17 protein-coding genes and 1 pseudogene are annotated in these 21,168 nt (G+C 35.6%); 11 read left to right on the top strand and 7 right to left on the bottom strand.

Annotation, left to right across the window (positions count from 1 at the left end; genetic code table 11):
* Positions 1-541: 541 nt before the first annotated feature.
* The gene (groL, locus tag ACQH2Q_RS01915; protein WP_010962503.1) at positions 542-2,191 is read right to left on the bottom strand and encodes a chaperonin GroEL; all 1,650 of its coding nucleotides are present in this window, start codon (positions 2,189-2,191) and stop codon (positions 542-544) included.
* Positions 2,192-2,291: 100 nt separating this feature from the next.
* On the bottom strand, positions 2,292-2,573 hold the full coding sequence (locus ACQH2Q_RS01910) for a co-chaperone GroES (RefSeq protein WP_425383610.1): 282 nt from the start codon (positions 2,571-2,573) through the stop codon (positions 2,292-2,294).
* A 186-nt stretch (positions 2,574-2,759) separates the two neighbouring features.
* Here ACQH2Q_RS01910 and ACQH2Q_RS01905 point away from each other — a divergent pair, with 186 nt between their 5' ends.
* Together ACQH2Q_RS01905 and ACQH2Q_RS01900 are read left to right on the top strand one after the other, a co-directional pair.
* On the top strand, positions 2,760-3,566 hold the full coding sequence (locus ACQH2Q_RS01905; RefSeq protein ID WP_155968877.1) for a YgfZ/GcvT domain-containing protein: 807 nt from the start codon (positions 2,760-2,762) through the stop codon (positions 3,564-3,566).
* Positions 3,567-3,826: 260 nt separating this feature from the next.
* Complete coding sequence (locus ACQH2Q_RS01900) at positions 3,827-5,152, top strand: IS4 family transposase (protein ID WP_264339118.1); 1,326 nt, start codon at positions 3,827-3,829, stop codon at positions 5,150-5,152.
* 72 nt (positions 5,153-5,224) lie between these two features.
* On the opposite strand, the pseudogene ACQH2Q_RS01895 reads toward ACQH2Q_RS01900, so the two are convergent.
* From ACQH2Q_RS01895 to secG, 4 genes and pseudogenes are all read right to left on the bottom strand, one after another.
* Positions 5,225-5,332 (bottom strand): annotated as a pseudogene (locus ACQH2Q_RS01895) (WPE palindromic element domain-containing protein); the annotation flags it as partial.
* 180 nt (positions 5,333-5,512) lie between these two features.
* Positions 5,513-5,923 (bottom strand): nucleoside deaminase, encoded by a 411-nt coding sequence (locus ACQH2Q_RS01890; protein ID WP_015588966.1) that lies wholly within the window; start codon positions 5,921-5,923, stop codon positions 5,513-5,515.
* Between the two features lie 25 nt (positions 5,924-5,948).
* Positions 5,949-7,553, bottom strand: coding sequence for a CTP synthase (locus ACQH2Q_RS01885; RefSeq protein WP_264706087.1), 1,605 nt, complete (start codon positions 7,551-7,553; stop codon positions 5,949-5,951).
* Positions 7,553-7,873 carry a preprotein translocase subunit SecG gene (gene secG / locus ACQH2Q_RS01880; RefSeq protein WP_007548880.1) on the bottom strand — a complete coding sequence of 107 codons (321 nt, stop codon included), beginning with the start codon at positions 7,871-7,873 and terminating at the stop codon, positions 7,553-7,555. Before secG ends, ACQH2Q_RS01885 begins: the two co-directional genes overlap by 1 nt.
* A 144-nt stretch (positions 7,874-8,017) precedes the next feature.
* On the opposite strand from secG, the gene ACQH2Q_RS01875 reads away from it, so the two are divergent.
* Complete coding sequence (locus ACQH2Q_RS01875) at positions 8,018-8,533, top strand: gamma carbonic anhydrase family protein (RefSeq protein WP_010962614.1); 516 nt, start codon at positions 8,018-8,020, stop codon at positions 8,531-8,533.
* A 50-nt stretch (positions 8,534-8,583) separates the two neighbouring features.
* On the opposite strand, the gene ACQH2Q_RS01870 is transcribed toward ACQH2Q_RS01875, so the two are convergent.
* A complete protein-coding gene (locus ACQH2Q_RS01870) occupies positions 8,584-9,828 on the bottom strand; it encodes a hypothetical protein (protein ID WP_425383548.1) in 1,245 nt (414 codons plus the stop codon).
* 297 nt (positions 9,829-10,125) lie between these two features.
* Here ACQH2Q_RS01870 and ACQH2Q_RS01865 point away from each other — a divergent pair, with 297 nt between their 5' ends.
* From ACQH2Q_RS01865 to ACQH2Q_RS01830, 8 genes are all read left to right on the top strand, one after another.
* Positions 10,126-12,786 carry a valine--tRNA ligase gene (locus ACQH2Q_RS01865; RefSeq protein ID WP_264339407.1) on the top strand — a complete coding sequence of 887 codons (2,661 nt, stop codon included), beginning with the start codon at positions 10,126-10,128 and terminating at the stop codon, positions 12,784-12,786.
* Positions 12,787-12,849: 63 nt separating this feature from the next.
* Complete coding sequence (locus ACQH2Q_RS01860) at positions 12,850-14,322, top strand: AAA family ATPase (RefSeq protein ID WP_425383547.1); 1,473 nt, start codon at positions 12,850-12,852, stop codon at positions 14,320-14,322.
* A 165-nt stretch (positions 14,323-14,487) separates the two neighbouring features.
* Complete coding sequence (locus ACQH2Q_RS01855) at positions 14,488-15,846, top strand: hypothetical protein (protein WP_425383546.1); 1,359 nt, start codon at positions 14,488-14,490, stop codon at positions 15,844-15,846.
* A 30-nt stretch (positions 15,847-15,876) separates the two neighbouring features.
* Positions 15,877-16,551, top strand: a complete 675-nt coding sequence (gene pyrF, locus ACQH2Q_RS01850; protein WP_264339403.1) for an orotidine-5'-phosphate decarboxylase — start codon at positions 15,877-15,879, stop codon at positions 16,549-16,551.
* Between the two features lie 49 nt (positions 16,552-16,600).
* Positions 16,601-17,398, top strand: coding sequence for a hypothetical protein (locus ACQH2Q_RS01845; protein ID WP_007548904.1), 798 nt, complete (start codon positions 16,601-16,603; stop codon positions 17,396-17,398).
* Between the two features lie 890 nt (positions 17,399-18,288).
* The gene (locus ACQH2Q_RS01840; RefSeq protein WP_155969615.1) at positions 18,289-19,617 is read left to right on the top strand and encodes an IS4-like element ISWosp9 family transposase; all 1,329 of its coding nucleotides are present in this window, start codon (positions 18,289-18,291) and stop codon (positions 19,615-19,617) included.
* Positions 19,618-19,739: 122 nt separating this feature from the next.
* Positions 19,740-20,069, top strand: a complete 330-nt coding sequence (locus ACQH2Q_RS01835) for a hypothetical protein (protein ID WP_425383545.1) — start codon at positions 19,740-19,742, stop codon at positions 20,067-20,069.
* A gap of 11 nt (positions 20,070-20,080) precedes the next feature.
* Positions 20,081-20,938 (top strand): phage major capsid protein, encoded by an 858-nt coding sequence (locus ACQH2Q_RS01830; protein ID WP_425383609.1) that lies wholly within the window; start codon positions 20,081-20,083, stop codon positions 20,936-20,938.
* Positions 20,939-21,168 lie beyond the last annotated feature (230 nt).

Genomic DNA, 21,168 nt, shown 5'->3' with positions numbered 1-21,168 from the left:
AAAATTATGGACAAAAATGCAAGAATTTCAGAATGATCTACCTGGTTTTTTATTTAGTTGTTTAAGTAATACCACTCCCTTTAACCTCTCTATATTTGCTGAACAACTAAAAAGGGTAGGGGGGTGGTTGTAAATTGTATCTGTTCAGCAGAGTGGCAAAATAAGGTAGACGAGAAAAGACAACTATAGGAACAAATGGGTGTCATGCCAGTGCGTGACACTGGTTTCCATCCAAAAGGGTGTCATTCCAGTGTCAGCTACTTTCATGACATCGTTTACTATGTGCCATATTGTAATGTTCGTACAGTTGTGGAATGAATCGCGGTATGACGTGTTGCTTGGGTCAGCTATAGTATAAATATACTAGGGGTTATAGTTTTCTTATGCTGCCTTTTTGTTATTAGACAACCACAATATAAAGGAGTGAAACGGATGCAAACAGTAGTGCATTTCTGCACCAAACGTATTACCTTTAACGAATAGTAAAATGTGAGATTTTTTGGAACTACCGTGGAGCAATTGCTCCACGGTTTCATTCTACTTAGAATCCACCCATGCCACTCATTTCTCCTGCACCCATAGGAGATGAAGCATTTTCTTTGCTTGGTACATCAACTATCATAGATTCAGTAGTTATCAGCACACTCGCAACAGATACCGCTGTTTCAAAAGCAATACGCACCACTTTTGCTGGATCAATCACACCAGCTGTAAATGCATTAGCGTAATTCATAGCCTCAACGTTGTATATAAGCTCTTTATCATTCTGCTTAATCAAATAGTCAATTATAACAGCAGATTCAAGACCAGCATTTTTAACTAACCTTCTAATTGGAGCACTGAGAACTTTCTTGATAATGTTTATGCCTATTTGCTCTTCGTCACTTGCACCTTTTAATTTGTCGAGAACAGATGAAGCATAAAGAAGCGCAACTCCACCACCTGGAACTATGCCTTCTTCAATTGCAGCTCTTGTTGCATGCAGCGCATCTTCGACTCTATCTCTACGTTCTTTAACTTCCACTTCAGTTGCTCCACCAACTTTGAGCACAGCAACGCCACCTGATAATTTCGCTAAACGTTCTCTTAGCTTTTCTTTATCATAATCAGAAGTTGAAGTTTCAATTTGAGATTTAATCTGCTCGATTCTAGCTTTCACACTGTCAGAATCGCTGTTTTCGCTGACAACTGTGGTATTATCTTTAGTAATTTTAACATTTTTAGCCGTACCAAGATCATCAAGCGTGAGATCTTCCATCTTGATTCCAAGTTCATCTTTTATGACGTACTTAGCACCAGTTAAAGTTGCTATGTCTTCGAGCATCTCCTTTCTTCTGTCACCAAAACCTGGAGCTTTTACTGCAGCAACTTTTAAACCACCACGCAATTTATTGATAACTAAAGTGCTTAATGCTTCACCTTCGATATCCTCTGCAATAATAACCAAAGGTTTACCAGATTTAACAATAGCTTCAAGAATAGGAAGTAAAGGTTGAATAATATTTAATTTTTTCTCTGTAATTAATAGATAAGGATTATCAAGCTCCACGATCATTTTTTCATTATTTGTAATAAAATACGGAGAAAGATAACCGCGATCAAATTGCATGCCAGTAGTCAGCTCAACTTCTAACTCTTTTGAACCTTTACTCTCTTCAACAGTTATTACACCCTCTTTTCCAACTTTTTTCACGGAATCAGCGATACTGTTACCTATATCCTTATCACCATTTGCAGAGATTATTGCAACTTGTGCCACTTCGTCTATTTTCTCTAGAGAAATTGTACGAGACATTGACGCAATTTCCTTTAATATTACATCTTTTGCCTTCTGTATTCCGTTTTTAATACCAACACGATCGTTTCCAGCAGCAATTGATTTTGAAGCTTCCATTATCATGTTGCTAGTTAGTATTGAGCACGTTGTTGTACCATCACCAACTTTATCGTTACATTGAGAACAACTTTGTGCAAAGATGCTTGCTATCGCAGCGTTTAATGGTTTTTCAGGCTTGATACCCTTCATCACCTTATAACCATCTTTTGTAATTTCTGGTGCTCCATAGGGCTTATTAATCCCTACTGTTTTTCCTCTAGGTCCTGCAGTTATTGCTACCGTTGAATCCACTATTGCTGCAACTTCACGAAAGGCTTCTTGCAACTGCTCACCTGATACTACTACATTAGTCATTTTTATCACCTCTTGTTAATAAAAAATTTAGAAAACTATAATAAAATCATTTACAATGCGCTATGTTGCGCTTTGTTTCAGTTTAGTAAAATAAAGACTGCTACTTAATGACAGCAAGTATATCGGACTCTTTCATCACGATAAGCTTCTCATTATTATGTTCTATTTCTGTACCAGCCCATTGGCGATAGAACACTTTATCACCAGCTTTCACAGTTAAAGTTACGCGTTCGCCACTTGAATTGCGTGAACCTTCACCAATTGCTATAACTTCACCTTTAGTAGGTTTCTTTTCAGCACTTGATGGAAGCACAATTCCACCTTGCTTTTCTTCGCTAATAGGCTTGATCAGCACGCTATCATCTAATACATCTAAACTTATACTTGACATTTGTTTTTCCTCATCAACAAATTAACTTATAAGTTTATATATATATACTCGTAAGTTAGATTTCAAGGGCTGGAGCTTGTAAAATATGCACGCCATTATAAAATATGCACGCCAAAAGCAGTTTCTAAAAGAGCCTAATGTTATATAATAAAATTTAGATTTATTTATAGAGATTTCATGAGTTATATACCATTTTTAAGTCGTGGTGTGATAGTGCTATATGGGCCTGACACTAGAGATTTTCTGCAGGGTATTATAACCAATGATATTAATAAGTTGGATAGCCAAAAAGCCATTTACTCTTTATTGCTTAGCCCTCAGGGAAAATATCTATATGATTTTTTTCTTATTGAATATGGTAAATACACCCTCTTGGAGTGCGAAAACATGCACTTGCAGCAAATAATCGAGAAACTGGATTTGCTTAAAACTTATTTGAAAGTGAAAATTAAAGACGTTAGCGCACTATATAAGGTTGGAGTTTTGTTTAATACTAAGTTGGCGGAGTGTAGTGGTAAGTCACAAGTTATTTTTCAAGATCCAAGGCACAAGCTGCTAGGAATGAGGATCATACATAAAGATGAAATAAAAGAGCCGGTTGGGGATTTTACTCAGTATGAAAAAGTTAGAATTCAAAATCTCGTTCCAGATGGAGCGAAAGATATGGTGCAGAATTCATCATTTCCACTGCAATTTTTAATCGATAAAGTAAACGGTATAAGCTTTAATAAGGGGTGTTATATAGGTCAGGAAGTCGTAAATCGAATGAGCAGACAAGAAATATTCAGAAGAAAACTTTACCTTGTTGAGGGAGATAACGCACTTCCAGATATTGGCACTAAAGTGACAAATGAAAATAATGAGGAAATAGGGGAACTGCGCTCTAGTGTAGACAACATTGGATTTGCATTGCTTAATACTGGAAAGAGCCATGCAAATTTATATGCAGATGGAGTTAGGTGCGTTAAGACGTTGAAGTCTTAAGGTAGCGCATATAGAAACGAAAAACTTGCTTGACACCCTTCGCCAGCGCCCTTATCATAACAGTGAAGCTATTTCATTTAACTTCGCAATCTGTGCAGATTAAAACGACAAGGACTCCTGATATAATGTTGAACATTTTTTTTCTGCATTTCCGGGAATGTTCAAAAAAGCATACGCGTCAAGTTAAGGAAATAAAGGTATGAAAGAGATAGAATAATAAGGTATAAGTTCTCCCAGATATACTTTTAGTGAGAGAACCAATGAATAAAATAACTTGCTTATCAAAAAAGCTCAAAGAATTTTTTAATGAAAAAGCAGAGAAAATCTCAATTACAACAAGGTTTATAAAAAGAAAGAGAAAGCTAAAAGGTTCATCATTCGTAAAAGCCATGGTCTTGGGTAATATAGGAGTTGATAATTGTAGCGTAGAAACAATGTGTCAATTACTAAACGAGGACTCGATAGATATAACAAAACAAGGTTTGGATTTTAGATTTACTGAAGAAGCAGTGGAATTTATGAAAAGGATGTATAATGAATCTGTGATTCTCTTTAAAAATATCTTGCAAGTTGATTGCAAAATCTTACAGCAATTTAATAGTGTTAAATTATTGGACAGTAGCTATATTACTCTACCTAACAGTATGGAAGAGATGTATAAAGGTTATGGTACTAGCTACAGTGGCTATGAAAGCAATACTAAGTCTGGAATAAAGTTACAATTAGTTTTCGACTACATGAATCAGATAATAGACCAACTTAATTTAACGGAGGGGGTAAGATCAGACCAGGGATATAGGAAACATTTAAGTAATATATTAAGCAATGATTTGCTAATATCTGATCTCGGTTATTTTGTGCCAAGTTCTTTTAAACAAATCAATGAAATAGGAGCTTATTTCATAAGTCGTTATAAATCCGATACCAACATATATGATGTAGAAACAAATCAAAAAATGGAGTTATTAGAATGTTTAGAGGATAAGTTATTTTTAGAAAACGAGGTATTGTTAGGAAAAGAAGCAAAAATTAGAGTAAGAATTATATGTCAGAAACTAACTGAAGAACAGTCTATGGCCAGAAGAAGGAAAGCTAATAGATTAGCAAGATCGCAGGGATATACATCCTCTAAAAGAAATCAAAAATTGTTGAACTGGTCAATATTTATAACTAATGTTCCAGAAAATAAAATTAGTGCTGAGCAAGTATTAACGATTTACAGAGTAAGGTGGCAAATTGAGTTATTATTTAAATTGTATAAAAGCCATATCAGGCTTGATAAGCTAAAAGGAAAGCCATGCAGAGTATTATGTGAACTATATGCTAAATTGTGCGCAATTCTTATATTTCACGGCATAGTTGGTTGCACAGAAGTGAAAAAGAATACAGAACTTAGCTTAACAAAGGCATTTATTGAGCTAAAAAGGCGGGTTAGAGAGTTATTTTTAGTATTAACCAAAATTAATAGTTTAAAAGCATTTCTTAAAAAACTCACTATAACTTGGTCGCGATTTTCATTAAAAGACAAACGTAGAAGGGCTAGAGTATCCACTTTAACCTCTCTAAATTTGCTCACAATCTCTTAACTTGACGCGTATGGCTGTCATTCCAGTCTGGAATCCAGAGAAAAGGATGATGTCATCCCAGTGTCCCTGTAATGTCATTCCAGTGCTTGACACTGGAATCCAGCCTTTATTATGCAGCCACTTGGTTAAAATTAAGTCTTCTGGATCCAAGTAGTCAGGGCACTGGGATGACAAAGGAGGGCAGTGTCAGCTACTCGGATGACACCCTGCTGGTGGACAATGTTTGTATAGTTGTGCGTCACGCGCTGGAATGACGAATTACTTAACCGCCATACCGTCACGGTATCTCCTAGCATAGATCCCGCTAACAAGTAGCGGGATGACGATTTTGTATCGGAAAACAAGTAGCATGACGATTTATCAAATGTTCCTTAGTTTCTCAAAAAAATCCTTTAACAAAAAAGAGCATTCTGTTTCTAATATCCCACCATAAACTTCAGGTATATGGCTGCAAAATTGAAATATCTTAGCACCATTTTCAATTCCTCCACCTTTTGGATTATAAGCTCCAAAGTACAATCGTTTAATTCTGGCAAAGGAAATAGCTTGAGCACACATCGGACATGGTTCTAATGTTACGTACATATCAGCATCACAAAGCGTGGGAGTTGAAAATGCTTGTCTGATCGCTAACATCTCTGCATGTGCAGTTGGATCGCTGGATATATTGTGTGCAGAAGAAATGATATTGTCTCCACTCACTATTACAGCACCTATGGGCACCTCATCATTTTTTTGAGCGAGTTTGGCTTGCTCTATGGCAAGCTCCATATATTGATACTTAAACACTAGGCACTTATTTCTTATCAATTGCTGCTTTAACGAACGACACGAAAAGAGGATGAGGAGAAAACGGCTTTGATTGAAATTCTGGATGAAACTGCACACCAATAAACCACGGATGACTCTCTAACTCCACTGCCTCTATGCACGTTCCATCTTCTGATATGCCACTGCATAACAGCCCATTTTTTTCTAAGTCATCTTTATAATCTGAATTGATTATGTACCTATGCCTGTGTCTTTCTGAAATAGTAGTGTTACTATATGCATCCATCATTTTAGAGTTTGCATTTATATTACATTTGTATGCCCCAAGTCTCATGGTTCCACCAAGATCGTCATCTTGATCGCCAGCTAACTTAACGATTGGATGTTTACAGTTACGAAATTCTTCAGAGTGTGCATCTTCAAGCTTAACAACATTACGAGCAAACTCAATAATTGCAAGCTGCATACCAAGGCAAATTCCGAAAAATGGGATATTATTTGTACGGGCATAATTTATTGCTAATATTTTACCCTCTACTCCGTCATCACCAAACCCCCCTGGAACAAGGATTGCATGAGAATTCTGTAATTTCTCTCCTATAAGTTTTTCATTTATAGGTTTTTCTTCCTTCTCTCTTGAGTTAACCCAATTTATCCTTACTTTGACTTTATTACTAATCGCACCATGATTTAATGCTTCAACTAGTGATTTATACGCATCAGGGAATTCGGTGTATTTTCCCACTATAGACACAGTAACTTCCTGTGTTGGGTGCCTTATGGAATGCACTATTTGATCCCATTCAGTCAAGCTTGGTCTTGGCTTACTTAAATGAAAGTGCTCCAAAATTTGCGTATCAAGCCCACATTGGCTATACAACACCGGTAACTCATATATATGACTCACATCAGGAGCAGGTATCACATTGGATAAAGAAACATTGCAAAGCTTAGCTATTTTCTCTCTTTGATTATCGAAAATTTCTTTCTCACTGCGGCATAATATAATATCTGGTTGTAACCCCGCGGAATTTAACTCTCGAACTGAATGCTGCGTTGGCTTTGTCTTTAATTCTTGCGCTGCGGTAAGATATGGTATTAAAGTTAAGTGAATAAGGATAACTCTTTGTTTTCCTAATGTGTAGTTAACTTGGCGTATAGCCTCCAAAAATGGTTGGCTTTCAATGTCACCTACAGTTCCACCTATTTCACATATTACAAAATCTAAACCTTCCGTACCATTAAAAATGAACGATTTGATCAAATCTGTTACATGAGGAATGACTTGCACAGTTTTGCCCAGATAATCACCACGCCTCTCTTTCTTCAATAACTCATGATATATCTTACCAGTTGTTATATTGTCATCTTTTGTTGCTTTAATTCCAGTAAAACGCTCATAATGCCCAAGATCCAAATCAGTTTCAGCACCATCTTCGGTAACAAATACCTCTCCGTGCTGAGTTGGGTTCATTGTCCCAGGATCAATGTTGAGATACGGGTCAAGTTTTCTGATACGGATCTTAAAACCGTGAGCTTGAAGAAGCGCACCAACACTCGAAGCAACTAAGCCTTTACCAAGCGATGACACAACTCCACCTGTGACAAAGATAAATTTAGCTTCCTTCATTAATTTTCAAATGGAACAGAAGTAGATTCACTTTCTTGCTTTTTTTCTAATATAATTTTTTCTGCGATCGATTTTTTATGTACGTCTTTTGAACATAATCCTGACAATAGCAATGTGTTTATAATAAACAATCCAGCAACAATAGCCGTTATTCTGCTGAGCGGGTTTTCAGAAGATTTCACCGGAATCATCGAATTGACCCCCTGTTGTGTATTACTAAAACCACTTAACGAACTACTTCCAGGCGGCTGCAAGAGCACTAAGATTACTAACACAACAACCAATATTATTTGAAATATACTTAATACCGCTACTGACATTATAGATAGGGCTGAAAATAAAAATCTTAGCAGTACAAAGCACGTAAGTCAAGAACATCTGTCACCCAAGTAGTTTGAAATCTAAGTATGTATTTACTGCTTACCTTATTTTGATTAACATATGCATAAGACTTTGGGCTTAATATGTATCACATTTTAAAATACAAAGATTATGAACCAAAAATAGACGAAAGTGCTTTCATCGCAGGTGGTTCGCATATCATAGGCAAGGTTGAAATAGGAAGAGATGCAAGCATCTGGTTTAATTGTGTAATCAGAGGGGACGTTGGATCAATAAAAATAGGTAATGGAACAAATATTCAAGATGGAACGGTAATTCATGTGGATAGAAACCCAGGTGGTGACACAATTATTGGCAGCATGGTAACAGTGGGACATTTTTGTGTGTTGCACGCATGCACGGTGCATGATAAGGCGTTTATTGGTATGGGCTCTACCGTGATGGACCATGCAGTTGTGGAGCCTGAAGCTATGGTAGCTGCTGGCTCACTGGTAACACACGGAAAAGTGATAAAAAGTGGGGAAATATGGGCTGGCAGGCCAGCAAAATTCTTCAAAAAAATGTCGAATGAAGAAATTAAACATATTACACAATCAGCACAAAATTATATTATGCTAATGAAGGAATATAAAAACTGAAGTTCGCGTCAAGTGTTTTACTTGACACGTACATTTCGGCTTAACCCTTGTTACTTCTTTTTCCCATTCTCATTTACTTCTTGTGCTTTTGCCCCATCTACTTGAGTACTAGGTAATACTGCATATGTAATACCACCGGCTACGAGTGCAGATGCTACTGCTATACCAATCATTACTAACATCTCTAACTTAACTGTACGTTCAAGTGCAGTAAATGCTATCAGTCCAGCAGCAAGACCCATACCAACAGTAGCAGTGTACCGTGCTCCATTGCCTTGTTTTGGTTGCTCAGTTGTTTTGCTTTTATCTTCTAGTTTTCTATTTTTCTCCTCAGCTTCAGTCAATCGATTTTGTAAGTCTTTTGTTTCATCCTTTTTGGCTTTTAACTGAGCAGCAGTATCATTTGGTGCTGCTTGCAACTGCTGAACTTGATCTTTTAATGCTATTATTTCATTCTCTTTGGCTTTTAACTGAGCAGCAGTATCATTTGGTGCTGCCTTTAACTGCGCAACTTCATCATTTAGTTTATTTATTTCATCCTCTTTGGCTTTTAACTGAGCAGCATTTGGTTGGTTGTTTAACTGTGCTTCTAAATCTTTTATTTTATTTGTTAGTGTTGTTTTTTCACCCTCTAACTTCGTAACAGCAGCATCTGGTTGAGCTTTTAATGCTGTCATTTCATTCTCTTTCTCTGTTAACTTTTGCTGTAACGCCACAGCATCTAATGCTTCCAATTCTGTTATTTTAGCATTTTTCTCTTCTAACTGCTGCTGCAACGCTGTAGAATCTATTGCCTTTAGTTTTTCCACTTCAGCTTCTAAGTCTTGTTTTTCCTGCTGAGCTGTGTCCAATTGATCTTGTAATTCTTGTGTTTTAATTCTCAATTCCTCCTCAGCTTTCTTCTTTGCAGCTTCTAATTCTTCATTTTTCCCCTTTAACTGCTCTTCTGCAGCTTCGAATTCTGTTGTTTTAACATTTTTCTCTTCTAACAATTGTACTGTGGGATGGCAAGATAGGGCTTTTACCATAATCTCCTCTTTCTCATCGTTAAAGCCTAACAGATTTTTCATTTCTTCTAGGCGACTAAAATATTTGCCACCCTTTTTCCCAACGGATTTTACATTCATGATTGTATTATCTCCTAGTTCTTCTTGAGGATAAGAACCAGTAATATATAGTTGTTGATCATTTAGCGTACAGCCCACATAAAACTTGTCATCAATTATAGCACCACTCTTATCTACGTTTTTATACTTTTTAAATTCTTCATAATCATCTTTTTTTATAACAAGCACTATTTTATCATCGGCAACCTATATTGTACCATTCTTTAAGCTTAGCATAACGAACCTCAATTATAACTTAACATTACATAATACCCTTAGAACCTAAGGTCAAGTAATATTTTTATCATAGCATAGAAAATTTATGTTCGTAAACAAAAAATTTTGGCGTAAAATTGCCGTAATTGTGCTATAGCTAAAGTAATTTAGGTTTACCGACCATCGTCATTCCGCTGCTTGTTAGCGGGATCTAGAGATACCGCGGCGGTATGACGTTGCTAGCTTAAAGTTTAAAATTGAGAAATATTTATGTTAAAAGAAAAATACGGCTTTAAAGAAGTTGAAGACAAATGCAACATATTATGGGAAGGTAGTAAAGTTTATAAATGGAATGGTGAAAAGGATAACACTTTCACTATAGACACGCCTCCACCGACAATATCAGGAAAACTCCATATCGGCCATATATTTAGCTATTGCCACACGGACTTTATTGCAAGGTTTCAGCGCATGCTGGGAAAAGATGTGTTTTACCCAATTGGGTTTGATGATAATGGGCTTCCCACTGAAAGATTGGTTGAGCAAACCTATAAAACCCGCGCAAAAGAAGTTGGCAGGGAAAAATTTATAGAGATGTGCCATGAGGTTATTGAAAAATCAAAGCAAGAATTCAAGGAACTATTTAAATCGGTCGGCATTAGTTATGACTGGGATTTGGAATATCACACGATCAGCAAGGAAACTGTGACGCTTTCACAGATGTCGTTTATTGATCTATATAATAAGGGATATGCATATAGAAAAATGCAGCCCATCCTTTGGGACCCGGTTGATAAAACCGCAATTGCGCAAGCAGAAATAGAAGATAAAGTTTTTGAGTCATCCTTAAACACGATAGTTTTCTCTACTCAAGAAAATGAGCAGATCAACATTGCAACTACGCGGCCTGAGTTACTTCCTGCATGTGTTGCAGTTTTTTGTCATCCAGAGGATACGCGCTACACTCATCTGATCGGAAAAACAGCGGTAGTGCCAATAACAGAGGAGAAAGTTCCAATAATAGCAGATGATAAGGTTAAAATAGATAAAGGCACCGGGCTTGTTATGTGTTGTACATTCGGTGATGAACTCGACATATATTGGCAGCAAAAGCATAATCTACCGATGAAAATTATCATCGATCAGGATGGAAGGATGGACCTAGATGATGTCATTCCAGTGCTTGACACTGGAATCCAGGAAAAAGAGCCAATGCCAGCGATGACAGAGGAAGATATCATGTCAGCGTATGGTCAGAAAAAAGAAGAATGGATCCCAGTGTCTGGGCACTGGGATGACACCATAGGGGCTACTGGGATGACAGGAGAAAGGGCTACTCAGATGACAAAGGAAGGTGGGTGTGATCAGAAAGAAGAATGGATCCCAGTGTCAGCTACTCGGATGACAGACGATATACTAAATGAAATAAATGGATTGAAAGTTACAGCAGCAAGAAAGCGGATAATCGAAATCCTAACTGAAAAAGGACTTTTGGTAGAAAGCACTAACATTTCTCATTCTGTTAAGTGTGCAGAAAGATCTGGTGCACCACTTGAGATATTGCCTACTTATCAATGGTTTATCAAGACCTTAGAGCAAAAAGCTCAAGTATTAGATAAAGTAAAAGAATGCAATTGGCATCCAGCTACTATGCGTAAACGTATGGAAGTGTGGATAGAAGGGCTAAATTGGGACTGGTGCATCTCAAGGCAACGTTATTTTGGTGTGCCATTTCCAGCGTGGTATTCCAACCGTAAGGGAGAAGAAGGTAAAATTATTCTAGCTGAGATAAAGGACCTGCCTATAGATCCATTGAAAGATTTGCCAAAAGGGTATAGCAAAGAAGAGGTTATCCCAGATCAAGATGTAATGGATACCTGGGCCACAAGTTCAATTACTCCTCAACTAAGTGCACTAGCAGTAAACAGTGAGTTTAGCTTACCAAATCATCGCTATGATACGATATTTCCTGCAGATCTGCGCAGCCAGAGCCATGAGATAATAAGAACTTGGGCTTTTTATACTATTTTAAAGGCACATTATCATGCAAATTCTTTACCTTGGAAAAACATTATGATCAGCGGTTGGTGTTTAGCAGATGATAAGAAAAAGATGAGTAAATCAAAGGGTAACATCATTACTCCTCATGTAATACTTGAAACTTATGGAGCTGATGTAGTGCGCTATTGGGCAGCGAACTCAAGGCTTGGAGTTGATACAGTCTACTCTGAAAATACATTCAAAATTGGCAAGCGCCTCGTTACAAAACTTTGGAACGCTAGCAAGTTCGTTTCCATGTTCATGGAAAAGCATCAAGTGATGAGCATAAATTCTGCTCACGAGACAATGGATAAGTGGATATTGTCTAAGTTATACAAAGTTATAGAAAGAGCAACGAACAACCTATTACAATTTGAATACTGCGAAGCTTTGGGCGTAATAGAGGAATTTTTTTGGAAGGATTTTTGTGATAGTTACTTGGAGTTAGTAAAAAAACGTGCGTACGGAAGCAGTTTAAGTGCAAAACAAAGCTTGGCGTATGTACTGAATATTATTTTGCGGTTATTTGCACCTTTCTTGCCTTACATTACAGAAGAGATATACCACCAATTGTATAGTTATAATTCTGTACACAATCAAAGTAATTGGCCGAGCAAAGAAGAACTTATCTACGATAAATATTCAGAGGAAATGGGAGATAATGTTATTCAGATATTAAACATTATCAGAAAGATAAAGGCAGATAATAATGTATCAGTTAAGCATCTGATAAAAAAGTTGATGATAAAAGCAGATCTACGAGAGGATAAATTGAATCAATCTGCACAGGATGATTTGCAGGCAGTTTGCAATGCGGAAACGATAGAGTGGATGCAGTCTGAGCTTGAAACTGAAGACGGAAAATACATAGTGAATATAGACTTATACTGATTTTTATAGCTTTACTTCCTTTAATATCCATGCTATTGTAATCATTATTAGTATGAGGGAATAATGAGGGATTTGTATAGTAAAACCAATGCACCATATCTTATAGCTGGTGCTCTTGCTACTTTGGTATTGCTTGCGTCTGGGACACTTGCTGTTGCCCCTTATGTTAAGTTCTTGTCTTCAGTTGCAGCCTTTAATGTAGCTCTTCCTGTTGCTTTGAGTTTGTCTATACTTTCTGTTCTGGTGCTTGTACTTTCATGTAAAATGATCAGCCAGAATAAAAAGCTTGATGCACAAAAAGCAGAACCTAATGAAAAAAATGGATTAGCTAAAGAGCAAGAAAATATAATACAAAGCTTAGAGCTTCAAATCAAAGAGCTAAATAAGAGGCTTAGTAGTCAATACAATGAAATTGTAAAGCTAATGGGTAGTGCTGCAAAAAAAGATGAAGTGGAAGAGCTAATTAGTAGTTTCACGGCAAAATTAGATGAAATTTCAAAGCAAGCTAATAATGCTACAACAAAAGGTGAAATGGAAGAGCTAAGTAAGAAGCTTAGCGATGAAATGGAAAAGCTAATTGGTAGTCTCATAACAAAAGAGGAATTAGAAGAAAGGCTTGGTAGTCTCATAAAGAAAGTTGAAGTAAAAGAAGAGCTGCGGATGAAGTTTTATGGAAAAGATGAAGAAAGAGGAAAGATAACATTTGATGATGTTATACTTCAAAACGATATAAAACAAAAGTTGATAAGGATTTGTGAACCAAATGCTCTAGAAAAAGGAGAAGGATACATTTTGTATGGTCCACCAGGAACTGGTAAGACTATGACTGCTAAGGAGATTGCAAGTGAAACTAGATTCAAATCTGCATTTATAAGTGTTTCTGGATCTGATTTGCTTAATGTGTCAAATATAAATAAGGTTTTTGAGAAAGCAAAAAAAAACACTCCTTGTATAATTTTTATAGATGAAATTGATAGCATTGGCAAAATGCGCAGTGATAATAATGTAGAATCTTTAAATAATTTATTAGCTGAATTGGATGGATTTGAATTTAGAAAAGGTGTGACGGTGATTGCTGCAACTAATCGTATAAATGTTTTAGATGATGCACTTATTAGGGGTGGTCGTTTGTCTACACACATTAAGATTCCTACATTAGACACAGACACACGTAAAAAAATAATAAATGAGTATTTTCAGAAGAAAGAATTGCAAAATATATTTATTGACACAATTTTACGCAATACTAATGAGAATTTTTCACCAGCAAATCTGATTAGTTTATTAAAGGAAATAGAAGATTGTGGAAGTAAAGTACTTGACAATACTAGGATTGGGGTTATTTGTCGAAATTTTAAGAAGACTCATAATGTTACAAAGGTGTCGAATAAGCAGACTAACGGGAAAATTGAAAATTCTATAGGAGAATCACAGCAATACACATCCAGACCATCACGTAAGCTGAATGACGCTTCATGTGATTCTGGATATACCAGTATATGTTCTACCCCAACCAATAGCTACCACACATTTTGAGTACAGTTGTACACTGGATACATAAAACCTTAGCCATTTTTAGCTAGCAGACTGAAGATGGGAAGTTTGTTGTAGGTGCAGGATAAAAATAAATACTCCCCTCCACAGATAAGAGAATTTTAATAAATATATACAAGACTGCTGAACGTGGGGGGGAGGGGAGTAATGAGCAATTTGCTTAGTGAGGCTAATGCATTTTATTTTGTAGCTAGTTCCTTAGCTACTCTTACGTTACTTACATCTTTAGCGCTTATTGTAACTTCTAATGTGCCTCTTCCTCTAATTCTTGCTTTAGCTACATTATCTGTTTTGGTGCTTGCACTTTTATATAAAATAATTCGTAATAATAAGAAAATAGAGATTGAGAGAAATAAATTCGCTCAAAAAGAGCAAGAGTTGGAAAATAAAATAACTCTAGGAAAGGAAGCTGAAGAAGCTGCAAACAAAGAAGTGAAGAATCAATTACATGAATTAACTCGAGAAAAGCAAAATTTAGACAAGAGAGCAAAAAAATTGAATCAGAAAGTAAATGAGTCAGAAGTTGAGAGAGAATCTCTTCTTGAAGAAAAAAAATCTTTAGAGAAAAAATTAGAAACAGCAAAGAATCGTACGTTTGAAATAGACAATGAATTGGACAAAACAAAAGAGGAAATAGATAAGCTTGTTGCACGAGAAGAAGAATTACATCTTAAAATCTCGTGTTTACGTGAACAGTTACAAGAAAAAGAAGAACGTATAACAGAATTGAAAGGGAAAATAGACAATAATCAATGCAAAGAATTAGAAAATAAAAAATTGAATGAGGAAGTAGAAAAATTACGTAAAGAAATAAGGGAGTTATACGAGAAAGAAGACAAATTTTATAAAGAAAGAGATATATTACGTAAGAAAGAAGACACACTTTATAAAGAAAGAGATATATTATATGAGAAAGAAAAAAAGTTGCATACAAAATTAGATGACCTAAAATGTGAAATCAGAAAAATCAATAAAGAAAAGGAAAATTTATCTAAAAAATTGGAAAAGAAATTTGACGAGTTAGATGAAGCAAATGGTTTAATTGAAAATCAGTCTTTTGAGTTAGACGGAATAAGAAAAGATTGTAACAATGAGGTAAAAGGTTTAAAAAATTTACTTTTAGAGCGAGACAGTCAAATAGAACAACTTGAAGAAGATTTGTTGAGAAATGCAGAAGAGAAAAAGGGTTATTTACCGGAAATGTTAGAATCTGTGGTAGACAAGGTAGAAAAATTGGTAAACAATAATGAAGCGATCGGAGATCGTAGTAGAAAAATAATATTACAGGAGACTCAAAAAATAAAGTTTATATTGAAGGAAATTATGCAATTCACGCTAGGTGAAGATTCTAGATGTGAATCACCATCAGAGGAAACGTTTGATTGTTTACTGGAGGATCTTGGATATGCAAGTCGCTCATCCACTCCGATCAAATTGCCAAATTCACTATTGACAGAATCTTATGAACGTAATCAGAGTGAAAGTATTTGCAAAACACAACAATGAGTCTTATTATAAGATAAATCATGCAAGATAATGAACCCAATAATATGCGCACTGGATACACAAGACTTAAATAAGGCTATTTCTCTAGCTAATGCTCTGCGTGGTAAAGTTGGCATGGTAAAGCTGGGATTAGAATTTTTTGCTGCTCAAGGTCTTTCTGGAGTGCAAGAAGTTGCAAAATGCAATGTACCAATTTTTTTAGATCTGAAATTGCATGACATTCCAAACACTGTAGCTAAAACAGTTGAAGTAATAAAAGTTCTGAACGTTGAAATGTTAACTCTGCACATCAGCGGTGGAACAAAAATGCTTGAAGAAGCGCTAAGTGTAGTGCAAGGCACAAAAATAAAGCTGATTGGAGTGACAGTGCTAACTAGTATGAGCAATGAGGATTTAAACGAGCTTGGAGTAGCAAGAGAGGCAAAATCACAGGTAATTTTGCTTGCAAAGCTTGCAAAAAAGATTGGACTCCATGGAGTAGTCTGTTCTGCACTAGAAGCTCAAGAAGTGCGCCGAGAGTGCGGTGAAGACTTTAAAATTATTACTCCAGGAATTCGTATAGATCCAGGTCATGACGACCAAAAAAGAACAGCAACACCAAAAGAAGCAATAAATTCAGGAGCTGATTATATCGTCATTGGCAGACCCATTACAAAAACTACAAGTAGTGCGGAGCTAATATTGAAATCCATGAAAGAATTTTAATATAATAACTTAATTTATAAAAATACTAACATATTAATTAGGAATAAGCATGAGTAATATCAATAGAATAATACGCGAAGTAATCAAGGAATTCCGCTCAAAATTACCAGATAAGGAAATAGAGGAATATTCTGGCAAATTGAATAAGCTACATATCTACCAGTGCAATAAGCATATAATAGAAAATAAGAAGCTATATCATTATACAATAAATGGGAAAACCCATGCTATGGGTCAGCATGGGCATAATTTTGTCAAGAGTTTAGAAGTTATCTTGAGGAATAAGCCACAAATTTCCTTAGAAGAGGTAATTGATTTTATGGAAAAAATAATTAATTTTGGTATTGATAGTTGTTATGGAGCATTTGAGATGATATTTGAATCTCGCTCTGGTGTTACAATAGATGATGCAGTTAATTTTGTAAAAGATAGCTTATCTAGTAAATTTTATGGATTCCATGGCAGTGGGATTTTCAAAGTAATATTAGAACTTAATCCAGAGAGCTCTCTTGAAGAGATAGAGAAACAATTTAGCAAAGTAGTAGATCCTTACTTTCTTAATGCTTGGAGTCGAGAAAGTGAAAGGGCTTTTGCTAAGATATGTAGGTTATGTAGAGAAGGACATGTGGAGAATATGCAGAAATTTGATTTTAGCAATTTTAATTTAGATCAAGATAGTGCTGGAGCATTAAGAGCACTGTTACAGTATTGTGTTGACGTTTCTAATCAAAAAGCTTTAGGTGATTCACATGAATTGCATAGAGAAGAGATGGAGGGGATATATAAATTTGATGATAATTACGATTTAAATTTAGATAGTGATCATAATGATAGTATCTGGCATTGAAATTATACTACAATAATAAAATAACTGGATAAAAATTATCACCAAAAAAATTCAAAAAAGTGCTTGACATAAAAGAACGAACATTATATAGTGTCATTATCTTTTATTTTACCTCGCTTAATTTAATTACTGGATTAAGCTTACAGTACTAAGCGTGGCACAAAGTGCCACGCTATTTTTCGGTTTACATTTTCAACAGATAAAAAATGATGCCATTTCAGTGCCAAGCACATAACTGTACGAACATTCATTTTTAAAGGTAAATTGCACAACAGATGATGTCATTCCAGTGCTTGAAACTGGAATCCAGAAATTTTGCTTATAACTGAGCTGATGAGCTAAAGGTAGTTGTCTTACGCTAAAACAAACGTTTTTAATTAAGTTGCATAGAAGCTGGATCCCAGTGGGCTTTGTTGCATCGCTACTTATGAAAGGCTAACTATAGTTAGGATTATAAGCAACCTATTGAAAATCTTGTTTTTTTGCAATCAATCTGATCAAATTTAAGAATAGTAATTTGTTATTTATATTAATAAATTTAATTCTATTGAAAATAGCTAAAGCATTGAAATTCTTGAATTTTAGCCGGATTGGTAAATGGTAGTGAAATTTCTTTTACTCAAATTTAGGTATTCATTGACCGTTCTTGTTATAAATACCAGAATAATAAGCTACTGATATTCCCTATCTTTTTTATCTTTAATCCATCATAGCTAGCGATGCAACAAAGCCATCCCAGTGTCAAGCACTGGGATGACAAGAAAGGGAGCACTGGAATGACATCGTTTACCATACGCGTCAAGTTAAGGAAAAGTGTAAGTAAAGTTGATAGAGTGAAGGAAAATAATAAGGTATAAATTCTCTTGGATATATGAATGAGAGAACTTACAATGGACAGAATAGCTTGCTTATCAAAAGACCTCAATGAATTCTTTAATGAAAAAGCAGACGAAATATCAATTGCAGTAGGTTTTATAAAAAGAAAGAGAAAACTTAATGGCTCATCATTCATAAAAGCTATGGTTTTTGGTAACATAGGAGTTGATGATTGCAGCATAGAAACAATGTGCCAATTGCTAAATGAAGACTCGATAGAAATTACAAAACAGGGTTTAGATTTTAGGTTTAGTGAAGAAGCAGTTGAGTTCATGAAAAAAATGTATAACGAAGCTTTGTGTTTATTTAAAAAAAGTCTACAGATTGATTGCAAAATTTTACAGCAATTTGGAAGCGTTAAATTATTGGATAGCAGCTACATTAGCCTGCCCAGTAGCATGGAAGATATGTACAAAGGATATGGCAGTAGCTATAGAGATTGTGAGAATAATACCAAATCAGGAATAAAGCTACAGTTAGTCTTTGATTACCTGAATCAAGCGCTAGATAAGTTAAATTTTATGGAAGGAATAAGGTCGGATCAAGGTTATAGGGATTATCTGAACGGTTTATCAGCCAATGATTTGCTAATATTTGACTTGGGCTACTTTGTGCCTAGTTCTTTTAAACAGATTGATGAAGCAGGTGCATATTTTGTTAGTCGTTATAAGTCTGATACCAATATATATGATATAGAAACAAATCAAAAAATAGAGCTATTGGAGTATTTAGAAGGTCAATTATCTTCAGAAAAAGAAGTATTATTAGGAAAGGAAGTAAAAATTAAGGTAAGAATTATATGTCAAAAGCTAACTGAAGAACAGTCTATGGCTAGAAGAAGAAAGGCTAATAAATTAGCAAAGTCACATGGATATACATCTTCTCAAAAGAATCAAAAGTTATTAGATTGGTCAATATTTATAACTAATGTTCCAGAGAGTAAAATTAATGCTGAACAAATATTGACGGTTTATAGAGTAAGATGGCAAATCGAATTACTATTTAAACTATATAAAAGTCATATCAATCTTGATAAACTAAAAGGAAAGACAAATCCATTTAGAGTATTGTGCGAGCTATACGCAAAATTATGTGCTATTCTCGTATTTCACGAAATGGTTGGCTGTGTAAAACTAAAAAAGAACACGGAGCTCAGTTTAACAAAGGCATTTATTGAATTGAAAAGGCGGGTTAGAGAGCTCTTTTTGATATTAAACAATATTGTCAATAATTTAAAAATTTTTCTAAAAAAGCTTACTATAATCTGGTCAAAGTTTTCTTTGAAAGACAGATATAGGAAGACCAGGGTATCTACTTTAAGCTCTCTACATTCCTTAACTTGACGCGTATGGACATCGTTTACTATGTACCATATTGCAATATTCGTACAACTGTGGGAAACATCTATGGATGCCATTCCTATTACCTTATTTCCATTTTTATTTCATTTTCAAAGGAGGCTATTATGTCACTTACCGATATCGCTCACCGTATCAATGAACTCGCTTCATCATGGGAGCAATTTAAATTAATAAATGATCGCAAACTAAAAGAAATTGAAAGCAAAGGGCGTGCTGATTCTGCAACAATTGAGCAGCTATGCAAGGTAAATAATGCCATTGATAGTTGCAAAGAGCGTTTAGACTTGATCGAAACTGCAGCTCAACGCCCAGAAGTAAATACAGATTTTAGCACAAGCGATAAATATTTTTCTGATTATATCCGCAAGGGAATGGAAAGCGGTTTATCACACAAAACCCTCAGTGGAGATGACAGTGATATCGGGGGTATCTAGTTACTCCGCATATTGTAAAACGCATAAACAAGCGCGTAACTGATTCGTCCCCAATGCGACAAATATGCTCCAGTCAAAGAATCTCTACTGAAACATTGGATTACATTATAGAAGATTTTGACCGCGCCGGTGCAGGTTGGAGCAGTGAAACAGTAGATGATGAGGACGGTGGCAATAAGTCTAAGTATGATTTTGCAAAAGATACGGACACGCCCAAAATCCAAAAGATTTCCGTCACAACTTACGAGTTATATGCTCAACCACAAATATCACAAAAGTTACTCGATGATGCGTTTGTCGATGTTGAGAGTTGGCTGGTGGAAAAGATTGCCGAGACTTTTAGTAAGGAAGAAAGCGAAGCCTTCATTAAGGGTGAGGGCACTTTTCAACCAAAAGGAATTTTAGCTTATGAAAATGGAAACAGTTATAATAAAATAGAGCAAGTTAAAACTGAAAAATTAGATAGTGATTCAATAATGATGTTGTATTACTCTCTGGACGAATATTATTCCAAAAATGCGTCATTTTTGATGAATAGGAGTACGTTGAAGGATATCAGGCTGCTAAAATCTCAAACAGGTCAGTATCTCTGGCAGCCAAGTCTGTCGCTTGAAGCTCCAGATACTTTAATGGGAATACCAGTATATCAATCTGCCGATATGCCACCAGCGCCAAACAATCAGCTACCAGTAATTGCGATGGCAGATTTCAAACAAGCTTATAAGATTGTAGATAACAGAGGAATGAGAATATTAAGAGACCCTTATACGAATAAACCTTATGTGAGGTTTTTTGTCACTAAGCGTGTCGGCGGAGAGGTTGTAAACACCAGTGCTATTAAATTGTTGAAAGTTGCGAGCAAGTACTAAAAACTTCCGCAGCATCATCTTTATAGCTGATCAAAGCAACACGTCATACCGCGATTCATTCCATAACTGTACGAACATTGTGATTTTGGCCCATCAGGAGGGTGTCATCCCAGTGCTTGACACATATAGCTAAACTGACTTAGATTTACCGACAGTTTGAAAAACAAAAATTCGTCATTCCGCTACTTGTTAGCGGAATCTATGCTGAGATATCGCAGCGGTATGACGTA

This window comes from Wolbachia endosymbiont (group A) of Melieria omissa (genome assembly GCF_964031125.1).
GTDB lineage: Bacteria > Pseudomonadota > Alphaproteobacteria > Rickettsiales > Anaplasmataceae > Wolbachia > Wolbachia pipientis.
Note: the sequence above shows the minus strand (reverse complement) of the source record. Positions and strands in the feature narration are given on the sequence as shown.

Bases quoted from the DNA above. Each gene is read 5' to 3' on its own strand.
- pyrF (WP_264339403.1), top strand. From the start codon at position 15,877: ATGAACCCAATAATATGCGCACTGGATACACAAGACTTAAATAAGGCT.
- secG (WP_007548880.1), bottom strand. From the start codon at position 7,873: ATGTCAGTAGCGGTATTAAGTATATTTCAAATAATATTGGTTGTTGTG.
- ACQH2Q_RS01865 (WP_264339407.1), top strand. From the start codon at position 10,126: ATGTTAAAAGAAAAATACGGCTTTAAAGAAGTTGAAGACAAATGCAAC.
- ACQH2Q_RS01840 (WP_155969615.1), top strand. From the start codon at position 18,289: ATGGACAGAATAGCTTGCTTATCAAAAGACCTCAATGAATTCTTTAAT.
- ACQH2Q_RS01890 (WP_015588966.1), bottom strand. From the start codon at position 5,923: ATGGAGCTTGCCATAGAGCAAGCCAAACTCGCTCAAAAAAATGATGAG.
- ACQH2Q_RS01905 (WP_155968877.1), top strand. From the start codon at position 2,760: ATGAGTTATATACCATTTTTAAGTCGTGGTGTGATAGTGCTATATGGG.
- groL (WP_010962503.1), bottom strand. From the start codon at position 2,191: ATGACTAATGTAGTAGTATCAGGTGAGCAGTTGCAAGAAGCCTTTCGT.
- ACQH2Q_RS01860 (WP_425383547.1), top strand. From the start codon at position 12,850: ATGAGGGATTTGTATAGTAAAACCAATGCACCATATCTTATAGCTGGT.
- ACQH2Q_RS01845 (WP_007548904.1), top strand. From the start codon at position 16,601: ATGAGTAATATCAATAGAATAATACGCGAAGTAATCAAGGAATTCCGC.
- ACQH2Q_RS01900 (WP_264339118.1), top strand. From the start codon at position 3,827: ATGAATAAAATAACTTGCTTATCAAAAAAGCTCAAAGAATTTTTTAAT.
- ACQH2Q_RS01835 (WP_425383545.1), top strand. From the start codon at position 19,740: ATGTCACTTACCGATATCGCTCACCGTATCAATGAACTCGCTTCATCA.
- ACQH2Q_RS01885 (WP_264706087.1), bottom strand. From the start codon at position 7,553: ATGAAGGAAGCTAAATTTATCTTTGTCACAGGTGGAGTTGTGTCATCG.
- ACQH2Q_RS01875 (WP_010962614.1), top strand. From the start codon at position 8,018: ATGTATCACATTTTAAAATACAAAGATTATGAACCAAAAATAGACGAA.
- ACQH2Q_RS01855 (WP_425383546.1), top strand. From the start codon at position 14,488: ATGAGCAATTTGCTTAGTGAGGCTAATGCATTTTATTTTGTAGCTAGT.